Origin of the sequence: Priestia abyssalis (genome assembly GCF_002019595.1) — a bacterium.
Lineage (GTDB): Bacteria > Bacillota > Bacilli > Bacillales > Bacillaceae_H > Bacillus_BA > Bacillus_BA abyssalis.
On the sequence record NZ_KV917369.1, the window covers coordinates 4,789,083 to 4,808,807 of the forward strand.

The 19,725-nt window shown below is 41.5% G+C and carries 19 protein-coding genes and 1 other annotated feature; of the genes, 2 read left to right on the forward strand and 17 right to left on the reverse strand.

Features of this window, described 5'->3' with window-relative positions; genetic code table 11:
• Nucleotides 1-154: 154 nt before the first annotated feature.
• The 10 genes from BK575_RS22945 to nadB all read right to left on the reverse strand — a co-directional run bounded on the left by BK575_RS22945 (nt 155) and on the right by nadB (nt 12,542).
• A complete protein-coding gene (locus BK575_RS22945) occupies nt 155-667 on the reverse strand; it encodes a BofC C-terminal domain-containing protein (RefSeq protein ID WP_078413893.1) in 513 nt (170 codons plus the stop codon).
• Nucleotides 668-843: 176 nt separating this feature from the next.
• Nucleotides 844-2,208 (reverse strand): YjiH family protein, encoded by a 1,365-nt coding sequence (locus tag BK575_RS22950; protein WP_078413894.1) that lies wholly within the window; start codon nt 2,206-2,208, stop codon nt 844-846.
• Between the two features lie 16 nt (nt 2,209-2,224).
• The gene (locus BK575_RS22955; protein ID WP_078413895.1) at nt 2,225-3,544 is read right to left on the reverse strand and encodes an aspartate aminotransferase family protein; all 1,320 of its coding nucleotides are present in this window, start codon (nt 3,542-3,544) and stop codon (nt 2,225-2,227) included.
• Nucleotides 3,545-3,586: 42 nt separating this feature from the next.
• Nucleotides 3,587-4,972, reverse strand: coding sequence for a sigma-54 interaction domain-containing protein (locus BK575_RS22960; RefSeq protein ID WP_078413896.1), 1,386 nt, complete (start codon nt 4,970-4,972; stop codon nt 3,587-3,589).
• 428 nt (nt 4,973-5,400) lie between these two features.
• A complete protein-coding gene (locus tag BK575_RS22965) occupies nt 5,401-6,177 on the reverse strand; it encodes a YhcN/YlaJ family sporulation lipoprotein (protein WP_078413897.1) in 777 nt (258 codons plus the stop codon).
• 258 nt (nt 6,178-6,435) lie between these two features.
• The gene (locus tag BK575_RS22970; RefSeq protein WP_169907956.1) at nt 6,436-7,434 is read right to left on the reverse strand and encodes an aminoglycoside phosphotransferase family protein; all 999 of its coding nucleotides are present in this window, start codon (nt 7,432-7,434) and stop codon (nt 6,436-6,438) included.
• Nucleotides 7,415-8,884, reverse strand: a complete 1,470-nt coding sequence (safA, locus tag BK575_RS22975; RefSeq protein WP_078413899.1) for a SafA/ExsA family spore coat assembly protein — start codon at nt 8,882-8,884, stop codon at nt 7,415-7,417. The genes BK575_RS22970 and safA overlap by 20 nt, the downstream gene beginning before the upstream one ends.
• 157 nt (nt 8,885-9,041) lie before the next feature.
• Entirely contained in the window at nt 9,042-10,136 is a 1,095-nt protein-coding gene (gene nadA / locus BK575_RS22980; protein WP_078413900.1) for a quinolinate synthase NadA, read from the reverse strand.
• A 21-nt stretch (nt 10,137-10,157) separates the two neighbouring features.
• Nucleotides 10,158-10,991, reverse strand: coding sequence for a carboxylating nicotinate-nucleotide diphosphorylase (nadC, locus tag BK575_RS22985; RefSeq protein ID WP_078413901.1), 834 nt, complete (start codon nt 10,989-10,991; stop codon nt 10,158-10,160).
• Nucleotides 10,992-10,997: 6 nt separating this feature from the next.
• Nucleotides 10,998-12,542: an L-aspartate oxidase gene (gene nadB, locus BK575_RS22990; protein ID WP_078413902.1), complete on the reverse strand. Its 1,545-nt coding sequence runs from the start codon at nt 12,540-12,542 to the stop codon at nt 10,998-11,000.
• Between the two features lie 264 nt (nt 12,543-12,806).
• Here nadB and BK575_RS22995 point away from each other — a divergent pair, with 264 nt between their 5' ends.
• Nucleotides 12,807-13,949, forward strand: coding sequence for an IscS subfamily cysteine desulfurase (locus BK575_RS22995; protein WP_078413903.1), 1,143 nt, complete (start codon nt 12,807-12,809; stop codon nt 13,947-13,949).
• A 12-nt stretch (nt 13,950-13,961) separates the two neighbouring features.
• Nucleotides 13,962-14,504 (forward strand): transcription repressor NadR, encoded by a 543-nt coding sequence (locus BK575_RS23000; protein WP_078413904.1) that lies wholly within the window; start codon nt 13,962-13,964, stop codon nt 14,502-14,504.
• 245 nt (nt 14,505-14,749) lie between these two features.
• Here the strand turns inward: BK575_RS23000 and pheA are convergent, their stop codons facing one another.
• The 7 genes from pheA to rplU form a co-directional block, all read right to left on the reverse strand.
• Nucleotides 14,750-15,604, reverse strand: coding sequence for a prephenate dehydratase (gene pheA / locus BK575_RS23005; RefSeq protein ID WP_078413905.1), 855 nt, complete (start codon nt 15,602-15,604; stop codon nt 14,750-14,752).
• A gap of 27 nt (nt 15,605-15,631) precedes the next feature.
• On the reverse strand, nt 15,632-16,081 hold the full coding sequence (locus tag BK575_RS23010) for an ACT domain-containing protein (RefSeq protein ID WP_078413906.1): 450 nt from the start codon (nt 16,079-16,081) through the stop codon (nt 15,632-15,634).
• A gap of 31 nt (nt 16,082-16,112) precedes the next feature.
• Nucleotides 16,113-17,399, reverse strand: coding sequence for a GTPase ObgE (gene obgE, locus BK575_RS23015; protein ID WP_078413907.1), 1,287 nt, complete (start codon nt 17,397-17,399; stop codon nt 16,113-16,115).
• Nucleotides 17,400-17,436: 37 nt separating this feature from the next.
• Nucleotides 17,437-17,973, reverse strand: a complete 537-nt coding sequence (locus BK575_RS23020; protein ID WP_169907958.1) for a Spo0B C-terminal domain-containing protein — start codon at nt 17,971-17,973, stop codon at nt 17,437-17,439.
• Between the two features lie 554 nt (nt 17,974-18,527).
• On the reverse strand, nt 18,528-18,818 hold the full coding sequence (gene rpmA, locus BK575_RS23030; protein ID WP_028395039.1) for a 50S ribosomal protein L27: 291 nt from the start codon (nt 18,816-18,818) through the stop codon (nt 18,528-18,530).
• Between the two features lie 15 nt (nt 18,819-18,833).
• Nucleotides 18,834-19,166, reverse strand: coding sequence for a ribosomal-processing cysteine protease Prp (locus BK575_RS23035; RefSeq protein WP_078413910.1), 333 nt, complete (start codon nt 19,164-19,166; stop codon nt 18,834-18,836).
• Between the two features lie 11 nt (nt 19,167-19,177).
• A complete protein-coding gene (gene rplU, locus BK575_RS23040; RefSeq protein ID WP_078413911.1) occupies nt 19,178-19,486 on the reverse strand; it encodes a 50S ribosomal protein L21 in 309 nt (102 codons plus the stop codon).
• 13 nt (nt 19,487-19,499) lie between these two features.
• Nucleotides 19,500-19,572, reverse strand: a sequence feature (ribosomal protein L21 leader region).
• Between the last annotated feature and the right edge of the window lie 153 nt (nt 19,573-19,725).

Genomic DNA, 19,725 nt, shown 5'->3' on the forward strand with positions numbered 1-19,725 from the left:
TGAAATGAATTTGACTACTTACATTGTACCACAAAAAACAAACGTACGTTCCTTTTATTGTAGCGCAACTATTCGTTTGTTACATAAGAAATCACCGTTTCCGTGAATCAAACTCTTTTGAGCGAATCAAGAAAACGGTGATGACCTTTACTTGCTATGGGGAACGAAGTGAGTAACCTTCAAAAAACTGCATGAGCGCCACATACTCATCCTTGGAATGAACGCGTATACCTTTTTTCAATTTTTGACGGTGATAACTTTCCAGCTTTTCTACATCAATTTGAAAAAAAGATTGAATCACTTTTGTTGATTGATTAGGATCGCCCTCGTAAATGGACAGCATGTTATCAACCGAAATCCCAAAGTATCCATTCGTCTTCAATAGTGGAGAAATATCGTCAACATAGGTGCGCAGCACTAGTTCATTGTCACTTTCTTGAATTAGCCGCCATGCCTCGTAAGCATTTAAGATGTCTTCCTTCGAACTGTTGGCGTGATGGATCACTTCTTGACTAACCACTCCGTCGACATAAACTCTCTCCAAGAAAATGGTCACTCTATCTTTACCTGTATGAGCTTCGACCTTTTCAGCAGATATATTCATATATACGAACAATACCATCATCAAACAAAATATTCCTTTTCGTTGATGAATGAGGATATCCATCCATCTTCACCTTCCTGAATGCAAAATAAAAACTTCTAAGCAAGGAAACGGTCATTAATAGCTTTTCCTCATTTAGAAGTTTTATCCTTTTTATTGTTTTATCCTTTCTTGCAAGCGCTCGAATCCAGTATACTTTACGTTTAAAAGGCTATTTTTCACCCCTGTACATAGAATGCTTAAAAAAGCATGTGAGCAATTAAGGCAACAATCGGTAAAGTAACAAGTGTTCTTTGCAGAAAAATGATGAATAACTCTAAAAAAGTGAGTGGAATGTTTGAGCGTAAAATCAAAATTCCGATTTCAGACATATATATTAACTGCGTTAAAGAAACAGTCGCTATAACGAAACGTGTAAGTTCACTTTCAATTCCGCTGCCAATCACTGCCGGTAAAAACATGTCGGCAAATCCGATCATTAAAGCTTGTGCAGCTTGCTGGGCTTCTGGAATTTGCAGTAAGTTTAAAATAGGAATAAGAGGATAGGAAATAATTTGAAAAAACGTTGTATATTCCGCAACAATCAAGACAATGGTTCCTAAACTCATGACAAGGGGCAATAACCCAAACCAAATATCCAATACCGTCTCTACTCCGCTTTTTACAAGTGTTTTAGCATCAGCAGCACTATTGGCTTTTTGTACTGCTTGATCTAATCCCCACTTCCATTTCGAAGCCCCTTTCGGAATGGTTTCGTCAATTTGCTGCCCCACCGGCTCATAATATGTGTCCTTTTTGAGAGAAAGGGGAGGAATTCTTGGGACGATTATAGCCGCAACGATCCCAGATACCACAACCGTTAAATAAAATGGGACAAACATATGACTAAGGTCAAGAAAGCTAATAACAATTAAACTAAAGGCAATAGAAGCAATCGAAAAATTGGTGGCAATGACAGCTGCTTCCCTTTTGGTGTAATACCCCTCATCATATTGCTTTGTCGTGACGAGCACGCCTACGGTTCCAGCGCCCATCCATGAAGCTAAACAATCAATGGAAGAGCGACCAGGCAGTGTAAATAGCGGTCGCATGATTCTTTGAACCAGAGCGCCTATAAACTCCATCAGCCCAAATTCAACGAGAAGTGGAAGCAGCATGCCGGCAAACAGAAACCAAGCGATCAATACAGGCGCCAAATCAAATAAAACTACTCCACCTGTTCCTTTTGACCAAACGAATTCCGGACCGATTTCCCATAAAGTAAAGGCCCCGAACAGAAATCCCATCATTCGAATCAATACCAAACCGATGCCGACATTGAATAATCCATTTAAAAACGGATTCTCGTTTATGACTTTCATCTTAAATACTTTAGCGAAAATAGAAAAAATGGCGGAGAGCCCCATAATAATCACGATAAGGGCAGGAAGATAATCAGCAAACAGATTCTGAAGATAGGTTGCCATAACCCCTACACCGATTGTCACTTCTCCCTTATATGTAACAGGAATTAGGAACAGTAAAACACCTATCAGAGAAGGAAGGAAAAACTTCATATAATTTTTGCTTCTGGATTGTTCCTGTATTTTAATTTCTGCTTTCATGTAAATCCCCCTTTTATTATTTCTCCATCTTCAACTCTGCATATTCTCCCAGCGCTTCATCCAACACGTTCAAACCAAAGTCTATTTCTTCTTTTGTTACAACCAATGGCGGAATCATCCGAATGACTTCTCCGGAATTGCCGCATAAATAAAATAGAACTCCTTTTTTCAAAGCTAAATCTAAAATTTCAAGTACCCCTTCACCATCCGGCTGATTTGTGAACGGGTCACGGATTTCAATCCCGATCATCAGCCCGACACCGCGAACACTCGAAATAAAAGAGTATTTTTCCTTTAGCTGCTGAAGCTTTTCCATAGCGTAACGTCCAGTTTCTTTTGTATGCTCTAATAATCGCTCCTCTTTTATTACCTGCAAAGATGCCAAAGCCGCTGAACACGCAATCGGATTTCCTCCAAATGTCGTTCCGTGAGAACCTAGAGGCCATTTCGCCATCAATTCTTTTGAAGCAACAGTCGCGCTAAGAGGCAAGCCGGCTGCAATCCCTTTTGCAATGGCCATAATATCCGGTGTCACTTCAAAAGTTTGAGCAGCAAACCATTCACCCGTCCGGCCAAATCCCGTTTGAACCTCATCAAAAATTAATAGAATCCCATGCTGATCACAAATTTCACGCACTTTTTGAAGCCAGCTTTTTGGCGGGATAATGTACCCCCCTTCTCCTAAAACTGGTTCAAGGATGACGCAAGCTACTTCTTCAGGAGTCACTTGGTGATTGAAAAGGCTTTCAAAATCTTTTTCCAGTTTTTCCGTTAAATATCTTTCAACATCAACGCCTTTGGGACAAAGTTGTGGATTGGCATAAGGTATTTGGTACGTCAACCATGATGGCTGTAAAAACTTCCGGTATTTGCTTTTGGAAGTTGTGACACTTAACGCCCCCATCGATCTTCCATGAAAACAACCGGTAAATGAAATGACATACGGCCTTTTCGTTGCATATTTGGCCAATTTAATGGCACCTTCAATCGCTTCCGTCCCGCTATTAGCAAAGAAAAAACAATCTAATTTGCCTGGAAGCAGTGCGCCAAGTTCTTCCGCCAATCGTAAAATGGACTCATAAATGATTACTCCCGATGGTCCATGGACAAGGTGATCAATACTGTCCTTCATCGCTTGAACAACTTTTGGATGGCGATGTCCTACATTTTCAACCGCAATCCCTGAAGTAAAATCTAAATACTTTTTCCCATCCGCTCCGTAGTAATAACACCCTTCGGCTTTCACAACCGGTAAATTCGGATGATCTTTCGCCATACTTGGTGCCAATAAATTTGAAATATTGTCCACTAAAGATACCCAATCTTTCGTTATCATTAAAATTCCCGCCTTTTCATAAGTAAAAGTTTTTTACTGCCTTCAGCTTGTATATTTTTTTAGTTTTCTGACCACACTTGGCTGACTAATGCCTAGCGCTTTTGCCATTTCAACCGTTGTCGTATATTTTTTCATTACATTCAAGATCATTTTCTTTTCTACGTTCTCCAAAACTTCCGGTAACGTTTTGCGTTCATCGATCAGCGGCGTTTCAGCTTGTTCTATTTGTTGATATTGAAGTGGAAGATTTTCCTTTGAAATACGATTAGAGTTAGCCGTAATGATTAATCGTTCCATCGTACTTTCCAATTCTCTTCCATTCCCTTTCCAAGGAAGATTTTGCAATATTCGAAGTGCCTGCTCTTCAATTTCCACTTGTCTGCCATGAACTTTTGTGAATTTCTCTAAAAAGAAGTGAATTAATGCAATTAAATCTTCTTTCCTCTCTCTTAATGGCAAAATGTGAATTGGAATGACATTCAACATGAAAAATAAGTCTTCCCTAAATAAATTTTCCTCCACTGCTTTCTCCAATTGATCATTGGATGCCGTAATCAAACGAAAATCTGTGCTGATAGGAGTATTTCCGCCTACCCGATAAAATTGTTTCTCCTGTATGACTTTCATTAGCTTGACTTGCAGCGGCTTAGAGAGTTCATTAATTTCTTTTAAAAGCAGTGTGCCGCCTTTCACCATTTCAAGGATACCAACTTTTTTCTGTCTTTCCGCACCATCAAATGTTCTTCCCTCATATCCGAAAAATTCTGCTTCAAATAAAATCTCCGGTGTAGTACCACAGTTTACTTCGATAAAAGGTCCGTTTCTTCTGGAACTTTTTTGGTGAATCCATTTAGCGATTGTTGATTTTCCAACGCCTGATTCTCCGGTTAATAAAACCGTTACATCAAAACCAGCTACTTTTTTCACCTTTTCCAATACATGTTTCATGTCTTGACTCTCCGCTATCAGTCCTGAGATTTGAACGTTCTGCTGCCGAAGCACAGCAAGTTCACCCTTCATCCTTGACAATTCTTCTTCTAGCTCTTTTAGATATTCCTTTATAACAAGCATCTCAGAGAGGTCGTATGTATAGCTAATGATCCTCTGAATATCTCCGTCCTCATTAAAAAGCGGAATTCCTGTAACCAAGATTTTTTTTCCTGTAGACGTGGTTTGAATGAGAATAACTTTTTTCTTTTGGCGCAACACATCCGGGGTAATAGCAGGACTAAAGATACCTTCTTTCTCTAAGTCATACACGTTTTTTCCAAGAAGGCTTTCCGGCTTCACTCCATAATGTTCACCGCTCCCCATAGTGACTTTTATAATTCTGCCATTTACATCTGTAACCATGATATCTTCATTAAATGACGAAAGGATTTCTTCTTTTTCATCCCAATTAACAAAGAGACTTGCATCATGAACCATTTTTTCCCTCCTAATTATCTCCAGAAGTATTATTCATAATAGAATAAAAAATATTCAAATATGAATATATAGTTGGTTAAATGAATATTATTTCAATGATTAAAGCTATTATATAATAAAATTAGAGATAGATGTAGAGTGTTTTCAAAAAAATCTAAAAAATATCTTCCTTAAACCAAAAGCATTGATATTTACTTTTGAATAATTTATTTAAAAATGAATAAACCTTTACTAAGATGTAAAATGATTAATACACATAAACAAAAAAAGAGGATGACCCAAAAGCTATAAAAACACATCTTTTGAGTCATCCTCCTAAAAAGCCCCGGCATAAGAATCCGACAAAATCAAGGACTCGATGACGGGGCCTTTCAGTGGAAGTTTTTTTCATAATCTGTTTTATGACTTACAGGACACCGCTTTTTTTGTTAACGCGTGCTGCGATTTACTTTTTCATCAATGGTTTCAAATAAACTGTTGATATTTGTACGAATAAGCCCGTCAGCTCCTCCGTCGCGCAAATCATTGTCGATGTTACGGGCACTATTATAAATACCATCGTCTACTTTCACTTGCAGCTTATAGGTTCTATCAACATCCGACAGCTGTTGACGTATCTCATTCTCTAAAAGAGCGGGATCCGCTGCATTAGCATCAACGGCTACAAGCATCCGATTTCCGTCTTTAAGAACACGTGCATCTTTTACACCTTTTACTTTTTCCACCCGATTAACAATGTCTTGAAGGAAGTCACCATCTTTTCCTTCATAATATGATGTTTTGGCAGGTGCATTGGTTGAGTTCAAATGACCATGATAATTTCTGTCATTCTCCCCCCCGACACGCGCATTGCTGTAAAAAAATCCTTCTGTTTGCTCACTGTAGGGCTGAGTCGGACGGGACATGTTATTTATGCGGGTGATTCCATTACGCACGTTTAAGGTTTCCCCGTTTCTTATACCATCATCCCTTGTTGTACGATCCATAATTTCTGTTACAGGGCCGTCATTATCATTCATTAAAATGGCATTGCCATTTCTTTCAGCTCTATCGACCATGCGCATATCTCTTTCATTCGAATAATATCCGACTGGTCGTGTTGAGTCATTGTATCGCTGCATACCCGCTTCTTCATTAGTATTGCACGCTGTCAAGGATGCGGCACAAGCAAAACTTAAAATGGCTGCATTCACTTTATTCAACATAAATCCCCCCTGCGCAACATTTGGGCACGAAAAGCTTAGCACCCATTCATAGGGTTCAGCTTTCGGGAGAAGATTATGCTGTTAGTTAGCGGTAACTTCCTTAAATATTGGACAAACTTCGAATGTATCAGCTGCGATTCAAAAACATCTAATATCATTTTACAAAGACTCTTTTCAAACCATAATATTGATTTTTACAGTTTTTGAATTATTAGTGCAAAATGTAACCTTTTGCATAAATGAGAATAAAACCAACCTTTAATCGCTTGAATCTAAGCGATTCATAATTTCTTCAACAAGGGATTGGCGATAATGTACTTCTTGCATTGTAGCATCAATAAGCACACTTAATCGCCCGGTCATTCTCTGATGAGAAGGCCAGGAACATATTTTGTTCCATTCCCGTAAGATGTCTGATGGAAATAAAAGCAAGCACATCAACCATTTTGTGTGCATTAACTCTCGAATAAAAGTGTGTTGTTCTAAAGCAGAAAGAGACCACTTTGTATACCTTAAAAAGCGATGCATGAGCTGCATGTATTCATATTCTTTTAAACCGACGGAAAGCAAATCAAAGTCGATTAACCATAATGCCCCGCCGCGGGAATGAATCACATTATGTGAAGCAACATCTCCATGTAAAATACATAAACGGGAATAAGAAGGCTGCCATAACCGTTCAAACAAATCCAGACTTGTTTCAGCCCACTCCGCAATAGCCGATTGGATACTCTCTGATATATACAAGGACAATTCTTCATGGTTTTTTTTAAACTGTCTCAGTCTTGTTTCCCATCTTTCCGTTAGATTCATCCGCGGCAAAAATCGTTCCACATTGGGAAGAGCCGCTTCTCCGCATTGATGAAAGGCTCTCAATAATGATATGGTTTGTTCTCTTTGATTGAATGTTTCATAACAAAAACGGGAAACAGTAGGCAGATATGGAATCAATGCCCAGTACATACCATTGAAGAAAACAGCTAACTTTCCGTTTGGGTAATGTTCATACTGCACTGCTTGTGTGAATCCTTCTTTTACTACAGCGTTCAAGGCATGATGAATTGCTTCAAGATGAGACAAATGGACATAGCCTTTTATAATCTTCACTCCATTTTCCGTATAAAGAGAATACATGTTTTGCTTTATGGGCACAGCATCGTAAACATACAAGCCGGCTTTTCTTCTCATAAAGAAGACGAGACGATTTAAAGATATATCGTCTCGTCTCGCTAGATTATTAAATAATGTCATCATCATCCTCATCAAAATCCGGATAACCAAAGAAATCATTCTCATCCATGCGAGGCTGCATATACGGCTGGGCCATTCCCATTTGCTGCGGCATATATCCTCCCATCATCCCATAAGGGGGTTGAGCTGCATAACCAAAAGGAGCTGCCGCCTGCGGCGCATAGCCATAAGGATGGAAAGGCTGCGGCATACCATATGGCATTGGCTGTGGATAGTATGGCTGCGGTCCGCATCCGCAATCCGGCATTTGCGGTGCTGCCATATATGGTGCTGCCATATGCGGGGCTGCCATATACGGGGCTGCCTCATACCCTTGCGGCATTGCCATTTCCTCCGGTGACTCCTCCATCATTTGAGCCCCCTGTACCGCTTGCTCAGGCATCATAGGAGCTTGCTGATACATCGGTTGTTGTTGCCCAGGCATATAATTCATTGGCATACCGTACGATGGATTAGCTTCCATTCCATATTCCGGCATTTGTCCATATAACAAGTTTTCATTGTCTCCCATTTCCTGCATTCCCATAACCTCAGGTGACTCTTCCATCATTGGAGCTCCTTCCATCTCTTGCCCATACATCATCGGCGTCGGCTGATACATCGGCTGATGATACATCGGCTGATGATACATCGGCTGATGAGCCATAACCGGATAAGGATGGGCCGGCATTGCTCCAGGAGGACAAGGAACGCACGGAATGAAATTATATCCATATCCCGGCATGATCGGAGTAATCGGAACAGGGACACATGTAGGATGTACCGGAACACAATGCGGCATTTGCGGCATCATTGGCATTTGCGGCATAGCCGGCATCACTAACTCTTCTGAAGATTCGTCCATAATAGGCATCTCTTTCGCCGGCGCTGCTGGTTTCGGTACTTCCGGCGGCTTTGGAGGAAGCGACATATTTAATGTATAAAAATTTTTATTAATATCTGTATTCATAATATCAACATCTTGTTTAATAGGTTGAATCGGCGGCAATTTAGGCAGTACTGGCATTTTTGGAACGACCGGCATTTCCTTTTTTGGAGCCGTCGGAGCCGGCATTTCCTTGATCGGCATCTCTTTTACCGGCATTTCCTTCACTGGCATTTCTTTGACTGGTTTCGCTGGCATTTCTTTCACTGGTTTCACCGGCATTTCCTTCGCTGGCATTTCTTGTTGTGGAGCCGGCTCTTCATCAATTTCTGTCACTGGATATGTTTTTGTCTGATCGGCAAATGGATGCTCTGCCATCGGCATTTCTTTCACGCCGCCGGCAGCTGATCCCTTAACCCCCTCTTTCTTTATTGACACACTTGCACTCGGTACTTTAATTTTCATTCCTGGCATGATCATGTCAGGGTTGCTCAATTGTGAGTTCATTTTTTTCAGCTCTTCGAAATCGACCCCATATTTTTTGGCGATTTTCCAAAGTGTATCTCCTTTTTGGACGATATGGATTTTCAAAACGCTTCCCCTCCCGAGAAAAAATCTTTATAGTGTAGGTCGTTATAGGCAAATTGCTAATATTCTTCATCACAACTTATGCTTGTAATGGTTGATTTATTCTTCATAAAAAGAACCTTCAATCGGCGGGAGGGTACTCACCGATTGAAGGTTCGACTTAAAACATTCGCTGCAAAGCTTGGACCGCTTCCGCCGCTATTTGCTGAGGGACCGTGATTTGATTAATTACCTTTCCTTGATCGACTGATTCAAGTGCCCACACAAGATGAGGTAAATCGATTCTGTTCATCGTTAAACATGGACACATATGAGGATTGAGCGAAATGATTTCTTTATCAGAATGCTGATTTATTAATCGTTTGACTAAGTTCATTTCTGTCCCAATTGCCCATTTCGAACCGGCAGGAGCTTCCGTAATCTTATCAATGATGTACTTAGTCGATCCTGCGTAATCAGACAGCCCCACTACTTCGCGGCGACACTCCGGGTGAACAATGATGTTCATATCTGGATGCTGTTTGCGAACATCCTGTACATTCGCTACCGTAAAATTTTCATGAACGGAACAGTGACCTTTCCACAGAATGACTTTTACATCTTTTACATTTCCTTCAAATTCCAATTTCTCTGCAATCGGATCCCAAACTGCCATTTGTTCTAAAGGAATGCCGATATCATACGCCGTATTACGGCCAAGATGCTGGTCGGGCAAGAAAAAGAGAAGCTCTTTTTGTGCAAATGCCCATTCAACCATTTTTTTAGCATTGGAGGAAGTCACTGTTGCTCCTCCGTTTCTTCCGACGAATGCTTTGATTTCCGCTGTGGAATTAACATATGTCAAAGGCAGCATTGTATCACCGAAAATTTGCTGTAATTTTTCCCAAGCCCTTTCTGTTTGATTGATATTGGCCATATCGGCCATCGAACAGCCTGCACGCATATCGGGTAAGATTACCTTTTGATGGGTCTCCGCTAAAATATCTGCTGTTTCCGCCATAAAGTGAACCCCGCAAAACACGATGAATTCAGCATCTTTCTGTTTGGCAGCCACTTGAGCCAACTGCAGGGAGTCCCCTGTAGCATCAGCGAACTGAATGACCTCGTCTTTTTGATAATGATGACCTAAAATAAAGAGCTTCCGGCCCAGCTTCTCTTTAATTGCAGCCGCTCTCCCTTTTAATTCTTCTTCGCTCATTTCTTTATATTTCTGCGGCATCGTATTAGCAGCCGCTTGATTTAAAATTGATAACATAAAACCCCTTCTCCCTTCGTTTTACATCTGTATGTCTAAACTGATATCCAAGCTTTTGACTGAATGTGTGAGCATTCCTAATGAAATATAATCCACTCCTGTTTTTCCATACTCAGCAAGCTGCTCCAATCCAATTCCTCCTGACGCCTCTGTCACGATGAACGGCGGAACAAGTTCAATCCAATCTTTAATACGGTCAGGTGAACAATTATCAAACATAATAACATCTGCTTTCGCCTCGATGGCTTCCACTAGCTGCTCTTTTGTTTCAATTTCTACTTCCACTTTCATCATATGGCCGGTTTTTTCACGAATCGACCAGACAGCGCTCTTGATAGAACCCGCATAAGCAATATGATTGTCTTTCAACATGACGCCATCATATAAACCGTAACGGTGGTTCGCTCCTCCACCGCATCGCACGGCATACTTTTCAAACATTCGAAGGCCCGGTGTCGTTTTGCGCGTATCACATATTTGTGTATGTGATCCATCTAATGCTTGGACCGCTTTATTCGTTAACGTTGCAATCCCGCTCATTCGTTGCAGCAAATTTAAAATGACCCGTTCCCCCGAAAGAATCGACGCTAGCTTTCCATGAACAGCCGCAATTATTTCACCCGCTTTGACGGTTTCTCCGTCACGTTTATACCACTCAATTTTGATGGCAGGATCCAAAAGCCGATATCCTTCTTCAATTACACAAAGCCCTGCTGCCACACCATCTTCTTTAACACGAAATTCAGCTCGGCCCATGTCAAGCTCTGAAAACAAACATGTACTTGTCACATCGCGGTCACCTATATCTTCCAGAAAAAACTGTTCCAGCAACTGCTTGACTTTTAATCGATTCATTTATCTTCATCCCCCTATGACGTTCACTTTACGATTCATACGTTCTTGAATAAGCTGCTTCTTCTCCCATCGCGGTAAGGACACCGGAAAATCACTGCGAAAATGGGATCCTCGGCTTTCTTCTCGTTCAAATGCCGATTTTGAAATTAAATAAGCCGCCGTTGTCATATGAATCCGCTTTATCGTCTCCCGGTCGTATCTCCATATATTTTCTTCTACCTGATCCAATCTTTCTTCTAATAAACGGACCATTCTCTTTAAGGATGACGCATTTCTCACAATTCCTACACAGCTCATCATTAATTCCTGAATGTCCCGCTTAGAAGGCATTGACAGTGAAACTTGCTGTAAAGAAGCAGAGAAGGCTCCGGGAAAAATGGGATCATCCGGCTTTTCAGCCATTTTTTTAGCCGCAAGCTCTCCAAATACCAACCCTTCTAATAAAGAATTACTTGCTAGCCGGTTCGCTCCATGCACACCTGTACAAGCAGCTTCACCGACTGCATATAAGCGGGGGATACTCGTTTCGCCATACATATTGACTTTGATCCCTCCCATATGAAAATGAGCACCGGGCATAACCGGGATTAAATACCGATCTAAATCCACCCCATTTTTTTCGCATAAATCAGTGATAGTCGGAAAACGATTTGTGAAATCATTCACGTTCTTGATCATTAAAAAGATTTGTTCTCCTTGGAACATTCGCCTGTAAATCTCTCTTGAAACAACGTCTCTTGGCGCCAAATCCTCTAATTCATGAACTCCTTTCATTATCCGTTCCCCTTGCCCCGTAACAAGAACGGCTCCTTCTCCCCTTACCGCTTCTGAAACGAGTCCCACTGCACACCCGTTTTTTACAAGCAGTGTCGGATGAAATTGTATAAATTCCAAATCAGCAAGCTCCGCACCTGCTCGATAAGCAAGTGACAATCCCTCTCCTATTGCTCCATCCGTGTTTGATGTATACGGATAAAGACTGCCGCATCCTCCAGTTGCCAATACAACATGCTGAGCGTAACGAGCAGAAATATGTCCTTTCTCATCTTGTGTCCGAACACCAATACATCGCCCGTTTTCTATAATCAATTCTTGTACCGTTTCATATTCCATCATATCTACACGATGTTCCGTTTTTTGGTAGAGGAAAGAAACAAGGGCTTTTCCTGTCGCGTCTCCGCCCGCATGCAAAATGCGTCTATAAGTATGAGCCCCTTCTTGACCCAGCAGCACTTCATTTTGTTCATTGCAGTCAAACCGCATTCCCGACCGGATCAGTTCATTGATGAGCTGGGGCCCTCTCCTTACTAAATATTCAACCGCCTGTTCATCGTTATGTTCACAGCCTGCCGTTATCGTATCAGAATAGTGGGATGACCAATGATCTTCCTTGCTGAAAACAGCAGCCACTCCTCCTTGCGCAAGCATGGAATTACTCGACCATTTAGAGTGCTTTGTCAACATCGCGATATGTTTCCCTTTAGGAAGAGAATGAGCGACCATCCGAGCAGCAAGTCCGCTTCCAACAATTAATACATCATATACATACATGACTTCACCCCCCTAAAAGTTTACACTTGTCTTGACACCTATATTTACATATTATTAAATTAATTACAAGATTTTTTTCATCTTTCGACCTAAAATAAGAGTTCAAAAGGAGGACAAAAAGGACCGAGAAGTTCAAGGAAGCGCCGTCTCGAGCAACGGAGCGTATGCTGTTAATACGTGAGTAGCGGAGAGACAAGCTGACGCCGAAATTCGACGGTCATTTTTCCCGGACTTTTTGAACATCCTCTTAAAGGAGTGAAGAATATGATTTACTTGGACTACGCCGCCACGACTCCTATGAGTGAACAGGCAATGGAAGCCTATATGAAAACCGCATCTCGTTTTTTTGGAAACACAAGCAGTTTGCATGATATCGGTACAAGTGCTAATGATCTCTTAGCTGCTTGCCAACAACAATTTGCTCATTTTATCAATGGGGATGAAAATGGCGTTTACTTTACAAGCGGGGGAACGGAAGCCAATTATCTTGCAATCCGCTCTTTATTGGGAGGATGTGATTCATCTAAACGCCATATTATTACAACATCGATTGAACATTCTTCCATTCTCAATCTATGCAAGCAACTGGAGGAAGAGGGGTTTACAGTAACTTATTTACCGGTGAACAATCAGGGAAGCGTCTCCCTTGGAGAGGTAAAAAAAGCAGTCACACCAGAAACAGCCCTTGTTTCTATCCAGCATGTCAATCACGAAATAGGAACGATTCAGCCCATTCAAGAAATCGGGCACTTCCTGAAAGAACAAAACATTCGTTTTCATTGTGATTGTGTTCAATCTTTCGGAAAGCTGCCGATCGATGTGCAAGCATATAGAGTAGACAGTCTCTCCGTTTCAAGCCATAAGATTTATGGCCCAAAAGGAGTGGGCGCTGTTTATATCAATCCTTCTATTCCATGGAAACCGTTCTACAAAAACGCTTCTCATCAAAATGGATTTCGTCCAGGAACAATCGATGTACCCGGTGTTGTGTCGTTTATTACTGCCGCCCAAGAAGCCTATGCAAAAATGGACGAACATAGACAGCTTCATGAACAATTAAAAGCTCAGTGGCTGACGTTGCTCGATCCTCTAAAAAATTTTGTTACAATAGAGGGAGACCCGGAGCAAAGTGTGCCTTCTCTTATCGGAATGACCATTCATCACATTCAAGGACAGTATGTTATGCTACAATGTAATCGTCATGAAATCGCCATTTCAACAGGAAGTGCTTGCCAAGTCGGACTCCAGCACCCTTCCGCTACGATGACAGCAATCGGGAAATCAGAGGAAGAAGCAAAACAGTTCATCCGCATTTCTTTTGGAGCCAACACCTCTTATAATGACTTAAAACATCTTTTTCGTGTGCTGCAGGAAGTGATTGGAGAATTTCATTGTGTGACTGAGTAGGGAGCGTGAATTATGAAAGAAAATCAAAAAAAAGTGTTAGGGGAAAAAAGAAGGGAATTAATATTATCATGGCTTCAATCCGAAGGGTCTCCCCTTACAGGAAGTGAGCTGTCAAAAAGAACGAATGTCAGCCGGCAAATTATCGTGCAGGATATCTCACTTTTAAAGGCGCGTAATGAACCAATCATTGCTACAAGCCAGGGATATGTATATATGCAAAAGAAACATGAACAGCCATTGTTTCAGCGGCTCATCGTCTGCCATCATAAGCCAGAGCAAACAGTCGACGAACTTAATCTGCTTGTCGATCATGGAGTCGTCGTGAAGGATGTCATTGTCGAACATCCTGTATATGGGGAGCTGACCGCTTCCATTATGGTACGTACAAGAAAGGAGGTTACAGAGTTTTTAAATAAAGTAAAAGAAACAAATGCCTCCTTTTTGTCACAGCTAACGGAAGGAATTCATTTACATACGATTGAAGCGGATTCTCCCGCTAAGCTGGACGATGCCTGCCAGGCACTAGACGATGCCGGTTTTTTAGTAGAAAGCTAAGACAAGCGTAAGCGCCTTGGTCAAAGAAGGCCGACTACGATTGCCACGTCAATCGCCAACGTCGGCATGACTCACATCCTGTGAGCCTAAGGAAATAGGGATTGACCCCGTATACACTTGGGCAATCATCTTTTCCCGTGCTGAGCTAGGCGCTGGAGCTAGACACCAGTACTAGTCGAAAATTATATTTCTTGCCTTCTAAAAAGGGCTGAAAAACGAAAATTTCGTTTTTCAGCCCTTTTTCATTAATCCGTGCTAAAGCAAGGATAGCTGCCCAGTATGTAGACGGCGCACCCCAGAGCCTCTAATTCAGCAATGGCACCCGGAATCAACACCTCGTCCAATGACTGATTGATGTCTAAAATAAAGAAATAATTCCCTAATCCCGTTTTCATTGGGCAGGATTCGATTTTGGACAAATTCAGCTGCCTCCATGAAAATGCGGATAACACTTGGTGAAGAGCCCCTGCTTGATCAGAAGGGAGCGTCACCATCAATGTCGTTTTGTAGTTTGTGATGTTCCCAAAATCCACAGGAAGAGATGTTCCTTGGCGGTGCAGCACAACAAATTTCGTTGTATTATGATCATAATCGTGTATATCTTCTTGCACAATCGTTAAACCATACTCTTTCGCCGCCAGTTCATTTGCAATAGCCGCAATCATACGCTCAGGATGCTCCTTCACATATTTTGCTGCAAATGCAGTCGATGTCGTATCTTCTAGCGGTACATTCGAAAATTGCCCATGCAAAAATTTATGACATTGCGCAATTGCATGAGAATGAGAATAAATCATTTCAACCTCTTTCCATCGCTTTGCATGATTAGGATGAACCATTAGATGCTGGCGAATGGGTGTAACGATTTCTCCTACAATCGGCAATCTTTTTTCATGAATCACATAATCCCATGTTAAGTTTACAGAGCCTTCAAGCGCGTTTTCTACCGGGACAACCCCGTACTCAATCTCTCCGTTCGCTACTGCATCAATGCAAGCCGGGATGGTGTAATACGGAATATGCTCCAGTTGAGGCAAAATCGCTTGAACGGCTAAATGTGTAAATGTTGCTTTTGGTCCTAAATAGCCTGCTTTCCCCACTTTGCTCTCTCCTGCCTTTTCTCTTTCTTAAGCACCTGAACCTAATACTTCGACTTTTTCGACAAAATCCATACTTTTCAACCTTGATAAGAGTCCGTTCAGTTCCAGTTGAATTCCTGAAACATCAAGTGATAACGTGACATTCGCTCTTCCTTGAAGCGGGATCGTTTGATGGATCGTCAGTACATTGCATCCTGCTGAAGCGACAATACCCAAAAGGTGCGACAATGTCCCAGAGCGGTCTTCCAAGTGAAAAAAAAGCGTAATGATCCGTTCCTTCACCATCGTATGAAACGGAAACACCGTATCTCGATATTTATAAAAGGCACTACGGCTCAAATCAACCATTTGTACGGCATCAGCAATGGAATCAACCTTCCCGCGTTCAATCAATCGCTTTGCCTGAAGCGTTTTTTGCATGGCTTCAGGCAATACATCCTCACGTACCAAGTAAAACTGTTGATCCTTTTTATCCAATCCAAGCTCCTCCCCTGGCCCTGTCTGACGATTACTCGATAAATTCGAATTCGTACTCCATTAATCTAATGATATCTCCATCTTGCGCACCTCGCTCACGCAGCGCTTCATCCACTCCCATGCTTCGCAGCTGGCGAGAGAAGCGGCGAATGGATTCATCGCGGGAGAAGTTCGTCATCTTGAACAATTTCTCAATTTTATCACCAGAAAGAACAAATGAACCGTCACTTTCTCTTGTAATAAAGAAACTAGGTGCTTCTTTTTGATGTTTATATACAACGCGATGAGTCGATAAATCTTCTTCTTCATGCAGAGGGAACTCCGGTGTTGCTTCAACTAAGTCTACAATTGTAAATAATAAATCCCGTAAACCTTGGCGTGTCAATGCTGAAATCGGGAAAATCTGCACATCATCTTTCATTTTCTCTTTGAAAACAGCTAAATTTTCTTCCGCTTCCGGCATATCCATTTTGTTGGCTACGACAATTTGCGGTCTTTCTGTTAAACGCAAGTTATATTGACGAAGCTCTTCGTTAATTGCGACGTAATCTTCGTAAGGATCGCGTCCTTCCATACCAGACATGTCAATGACATGAACAATGACTCTCGTTCGTTCGATATGACGCAAAAATTGATGCCCAAGCCCTACTCCTTGATGAGCGCCTTCAATTAACCCGGGTAAATCGGCCATGACGAAGCTGCGCCCGTCTTCTGTTTCGACTACCCCCAAATTCGGGTTGATGGTCGTAAAGTGATATTCGGCAATTTTTGGTTTAGCTGCCGAAACAACAGATAACAATGTAGATTTCCCTACACTCGGGAATCCGACAAGTCCAACGTCAGCAAGCAATTTCAGCTCCATTGTAATATAACGTTCTTCTCCCGGTTCACCGTTTTCTGCGATCTCAGGGGCTGGATTTGCCGGGGTCGCAAAACGAGTATTTCCTCTTCCGCCTCTTCCGCCTCGTGCGATGACAGCTCGCTGCCCATGTTCAACTAAATCAGCAATGACTTCTTCGGTATCCTCGTCTTTAACAACCGTGCCTGGGGGAACTTTTACAATTAACGGCTCTGCGTTTTTCCCGTGCTGACCTTTGGACATACCATGTTCCCCGCGCTGTGCTTTAAAATGGCGCTTATAACGGAAATCCATAAGAGTACGCAAGCCTTCTTCCACTTCGAAAATGACATCGGCGCCATTTCCACCGTCTCCTCCGGCTGGTCCTCCTTTTGGTACATACTTTTCACGACGGAACGCAACCATTCCATTTCCGCCGTCGCCGCCTTTAACATAAATTCTGACCTGATCTACAAACATTTTTTGATTCACTCCGTTCATCTATGTTGTATGTTGATTATACAAGCTCCAATACAACATGAAATTCCTCTTTTGCAATATGCTTCTCAATTAGTTTAAATGGCCATTGTTCTTCGTTTTCTTCCAACCAATTTTCAATAGATTGACTAGTAGTTAGTATTCCACTAAAGTCAAAAAAGAAACGAATCGAATCGCTTTCCATGAATAGGGAAACACTAACATGATGGGTGGACGTACCGTCAATATTCGTTTCAAGCATGTGGATAAACGCTTGGGTCCATGTTAAAAGTGCCAAATCATAGGATGATAAATCTTTTACATCACCGAGTACTTCAATCTCTAATTGAATAGGCGTATTTCGCCAATTATACGTCATTACATATTCGGCAAACGAATTCAACTTTGTGTTAGTCAATCTGGATGCATGTCCCGCTTCTGCAATGATTTCTTCGATGATTTCTTTCACCCGGTCAAAGCGATCCAATGCCATATTTCCTTTAATCAGTTGAATTTGATTTAACCAATCGTGCCTGGCACAGCTTAATATATGAACAATATTCCAATCTTTCTCCATGTTTGCACTCCTACTCTCTATCTCAAGCATGAGCCTACAATGATTGCTTCTTTTTTCATTGAAAAGCCGCTCTATTGCAGTACTTTCTTGACGTCATTTATTCCGCATCACGCGTTACCGCATGATTTCTCCTTACTTTTTGAGGAAAAATCATTTCAGTCATAGTTAGTAAAATTATAGCAGATTCTACCTGCGAATAGTGAACTTTCTGCAAAACAACGAATGGAAGGAATATCTCTGACATTCTGGTGCAAAGACTATGTTAAAGCCTAGTGTTCATTTTCATTCACTTTCAGCGTTCGCTGAAAGCGTGCAAAATAGAAAAGCGGAAAAAGCCCGTTTAAACCGATAGGATATTGGAGCTTCTGAGAAGGAGTCGCTTTTTGACTCCGCAGCAAGAAGTGAAACATCCGTACGGTTTGGCTTTTGCAGCTGGATAAATAACCATTTTGCACAAATGAGTCAAAAACACTAAAAATCAACATCATTCTTTCACAGAGTCAATGCAAAAAGAAAACTCTAACCGTAGCTGGTTAGAGTTTTCTTTTTATCCCTTATGCTTCTTGTGCAACAGGATATACAGATACTTTTTTGCGGTCACGACCGAAGCGCTCGAATTTCACGATACCGTCAACTTTTGCGTATAAAGTATCGTCACCACCACGACCTACGTTTGTACCAGGGTAAATTTTAGTACCGCGTTGACGGTATAAAATTGAACCACCAGATACGAATTGGCCGTCAGCACGTTTAGCGCCAAGACGTTTCGCGATAGAATCACGACCGTTCTTTGTAGAACCTACTCCTTTTTTAGAAGCGAAGAACTGAAGGTCTAATCTTAACATGAGATCCACCTCCTGCTATTTAATATGGATTTTAATATATTTTCCGTAATCACGTTCAATCGTTTGAAGTGATACAATCATGCCTTCAAGGAGCAGCTGAATCTTTTCAAATACAGACGAATCAATATTTGTCGGAATCGTGCAGCGAAGATAACCTCCGTCGCCGCCTTGCTCAATCTCCGGCGTTATTTTACATAGTGCAATGATTGCATTTACCGTTCCGAAGGAAACTGCAGATGCTCCGGCACAAACGATATCTTGACCACGCTTTGCAAAATCAGCATGTCCGCTCATTTCAAAAGCCGTTATCTCGTTATGTTCGTTCCGGTTAATGGTCACTTTAATCATAAAGTTTCGCCTTACGCGTTGATTTTTTCAATTACAACTTTAGTGTAAGGTTGACGGTGACCTTGCTTACGGCGATAGTTTTTCTTCGCTTTATATTTGAAAACGATGATTTTTTTCGCCTTGCCTTGTTTTTCTACTTTCGCAGTTACAGTTGCACCTTCAACTACAGGAGCACCAACTTTTACGTTGTCGCCGCCTACGAATAAAACTTTGTCGAAAGTAACTGTTTCACCTTGATCAGCAGCAAGCTTTTCGATGTAGATAGCTTGACCTTCTTCAACACGGATTTGTTTACCACCAGTTTCGATAATTGCGTACATATTTGCACCTCCTCAATAAACTCAGACTCGCCATCACAGGTGTTCTTCAAGAACTTTAAACCTGATCTGCGCGGTTGTAGCACGGGTGCTACAAACTAACAAATAAAATCATACTATACACCCGAATAAAATGTCAACCACCAAAATAAGTGACGGCGGGTGTTTTTTCACCCGCCGTCACTTATTTTGTCAACCTCTTATATGAAATTTTTGAGTTTATTCCAAAAGAGAATGAGTCA

Bases quoted from the DNA above. Each gene is read 5' to 3' on its own strand.
- BK575_RS22945 (WP_078413893.1), bottom strand. From the start codon at position 667: ATGGATATCCTCATTCATCAACGAAAAGGAATATTTTGTTTGATGATG.
- BK575_RS22950 (WP_078413894.1), bottom strand. From the start codon at position 2,208: ATGAAAGCAGAAATTAAAATACAGGAACAATCCAGAAGCAAAAATTAT.
- BK575_RS22955 (WP_078413895.1), bottom strand. From the start codon at position 3,544: ATGATAACGAAAGATTGGGTATCTTTAGTGGACAATATTTCAAATTTA.
- BK575_RS22960 (WP_078413896.1), bottom strand. From the start codon at position 4,972: ATGGTTCATGATGCAAGTCTCTTTGTTAATTGGGATGAAAAAGAAGAA.
- BK575_RS22965 (WP_078413897.1), bottom strand. From the start codon at position 6,177: ATGTTGAATAAAGTGAATGCAGCCATTTTAAGTTTTGCTTGTGCCGCA.
- BK575_RS22970 (WP_169907956.1), bottom strand. From the start codon at position 7,434: ATGATGATGACATTATTTAATAATCTAGCGAGACGAGACGATATATCT.
- nadA (WP_078413900.1), bottom strand. From the start codon at position 10,136: ATGTTATCAATTTTAAATCAAGCGGCTGCTAATACGATGCCGCAGAAA.
- nadC (WP_078413901.1), bottom strand. From the start codon at position 10,991: ATGAATCGATTAAAAGTCAAGCAGTTGCTGGAACAGTTTTTTCTGGAA.
- nadB (WP_078413902.1), bottom strand. From the start codon at position 12,542: ATGTATGTATATGATGTATTAATTGTTGGAAGCGGACTTGCTGCTCGG.
- BK575_RS22995 (WP_078413903.1), top strand. From the start codon at position 12,807: ATGATTTACTTGGACTACGCCGCCACGACTCCTATGAGTGAACAGGCA.
- BK575_RS23000 (WP_078413904.1), top strand. From the start codon at position 13,962: ATGAAAGAAAATCAAAAAAAAGTGTTAGGGGAAAAAAGAAGGGAATTA.
- obgE (WP_078413907.1), bottom strand. From the start codon at position 17,399: ATGTTTGTAGATCAGGTCAGAATTTATGTTAAAGGCGGCGACGGCGGA.
- BK575_RS23020 (WP_169907958.1), bottom strand. From the start codon at position 17,973: ATGGAGAAAGATTGGAATATTGTTCATATATTAAGCTGTGCCAGGCAC.
- rpmA (WP_028395039.1), bottom strand. From the start codon at position 18,818: ATGTTAAGATTAGACCTTCAGTTCTTCGCTTCTAAAAAAGGAGTAGGT.
- BK575_RS23035 (WP_078413910.1), bottom strand. From the start codon at position 19,166: ATGATTAAAGTGACCATTAACCGGAACGAACATAACGAGATAACGGCT.
- rplU (WP_078413911.1), bottom strand. From the start codon at position 19,486: ATGTACGCAATTATCGAAACTGGTGGTAAACAAATCCGTGTTGAAGAA.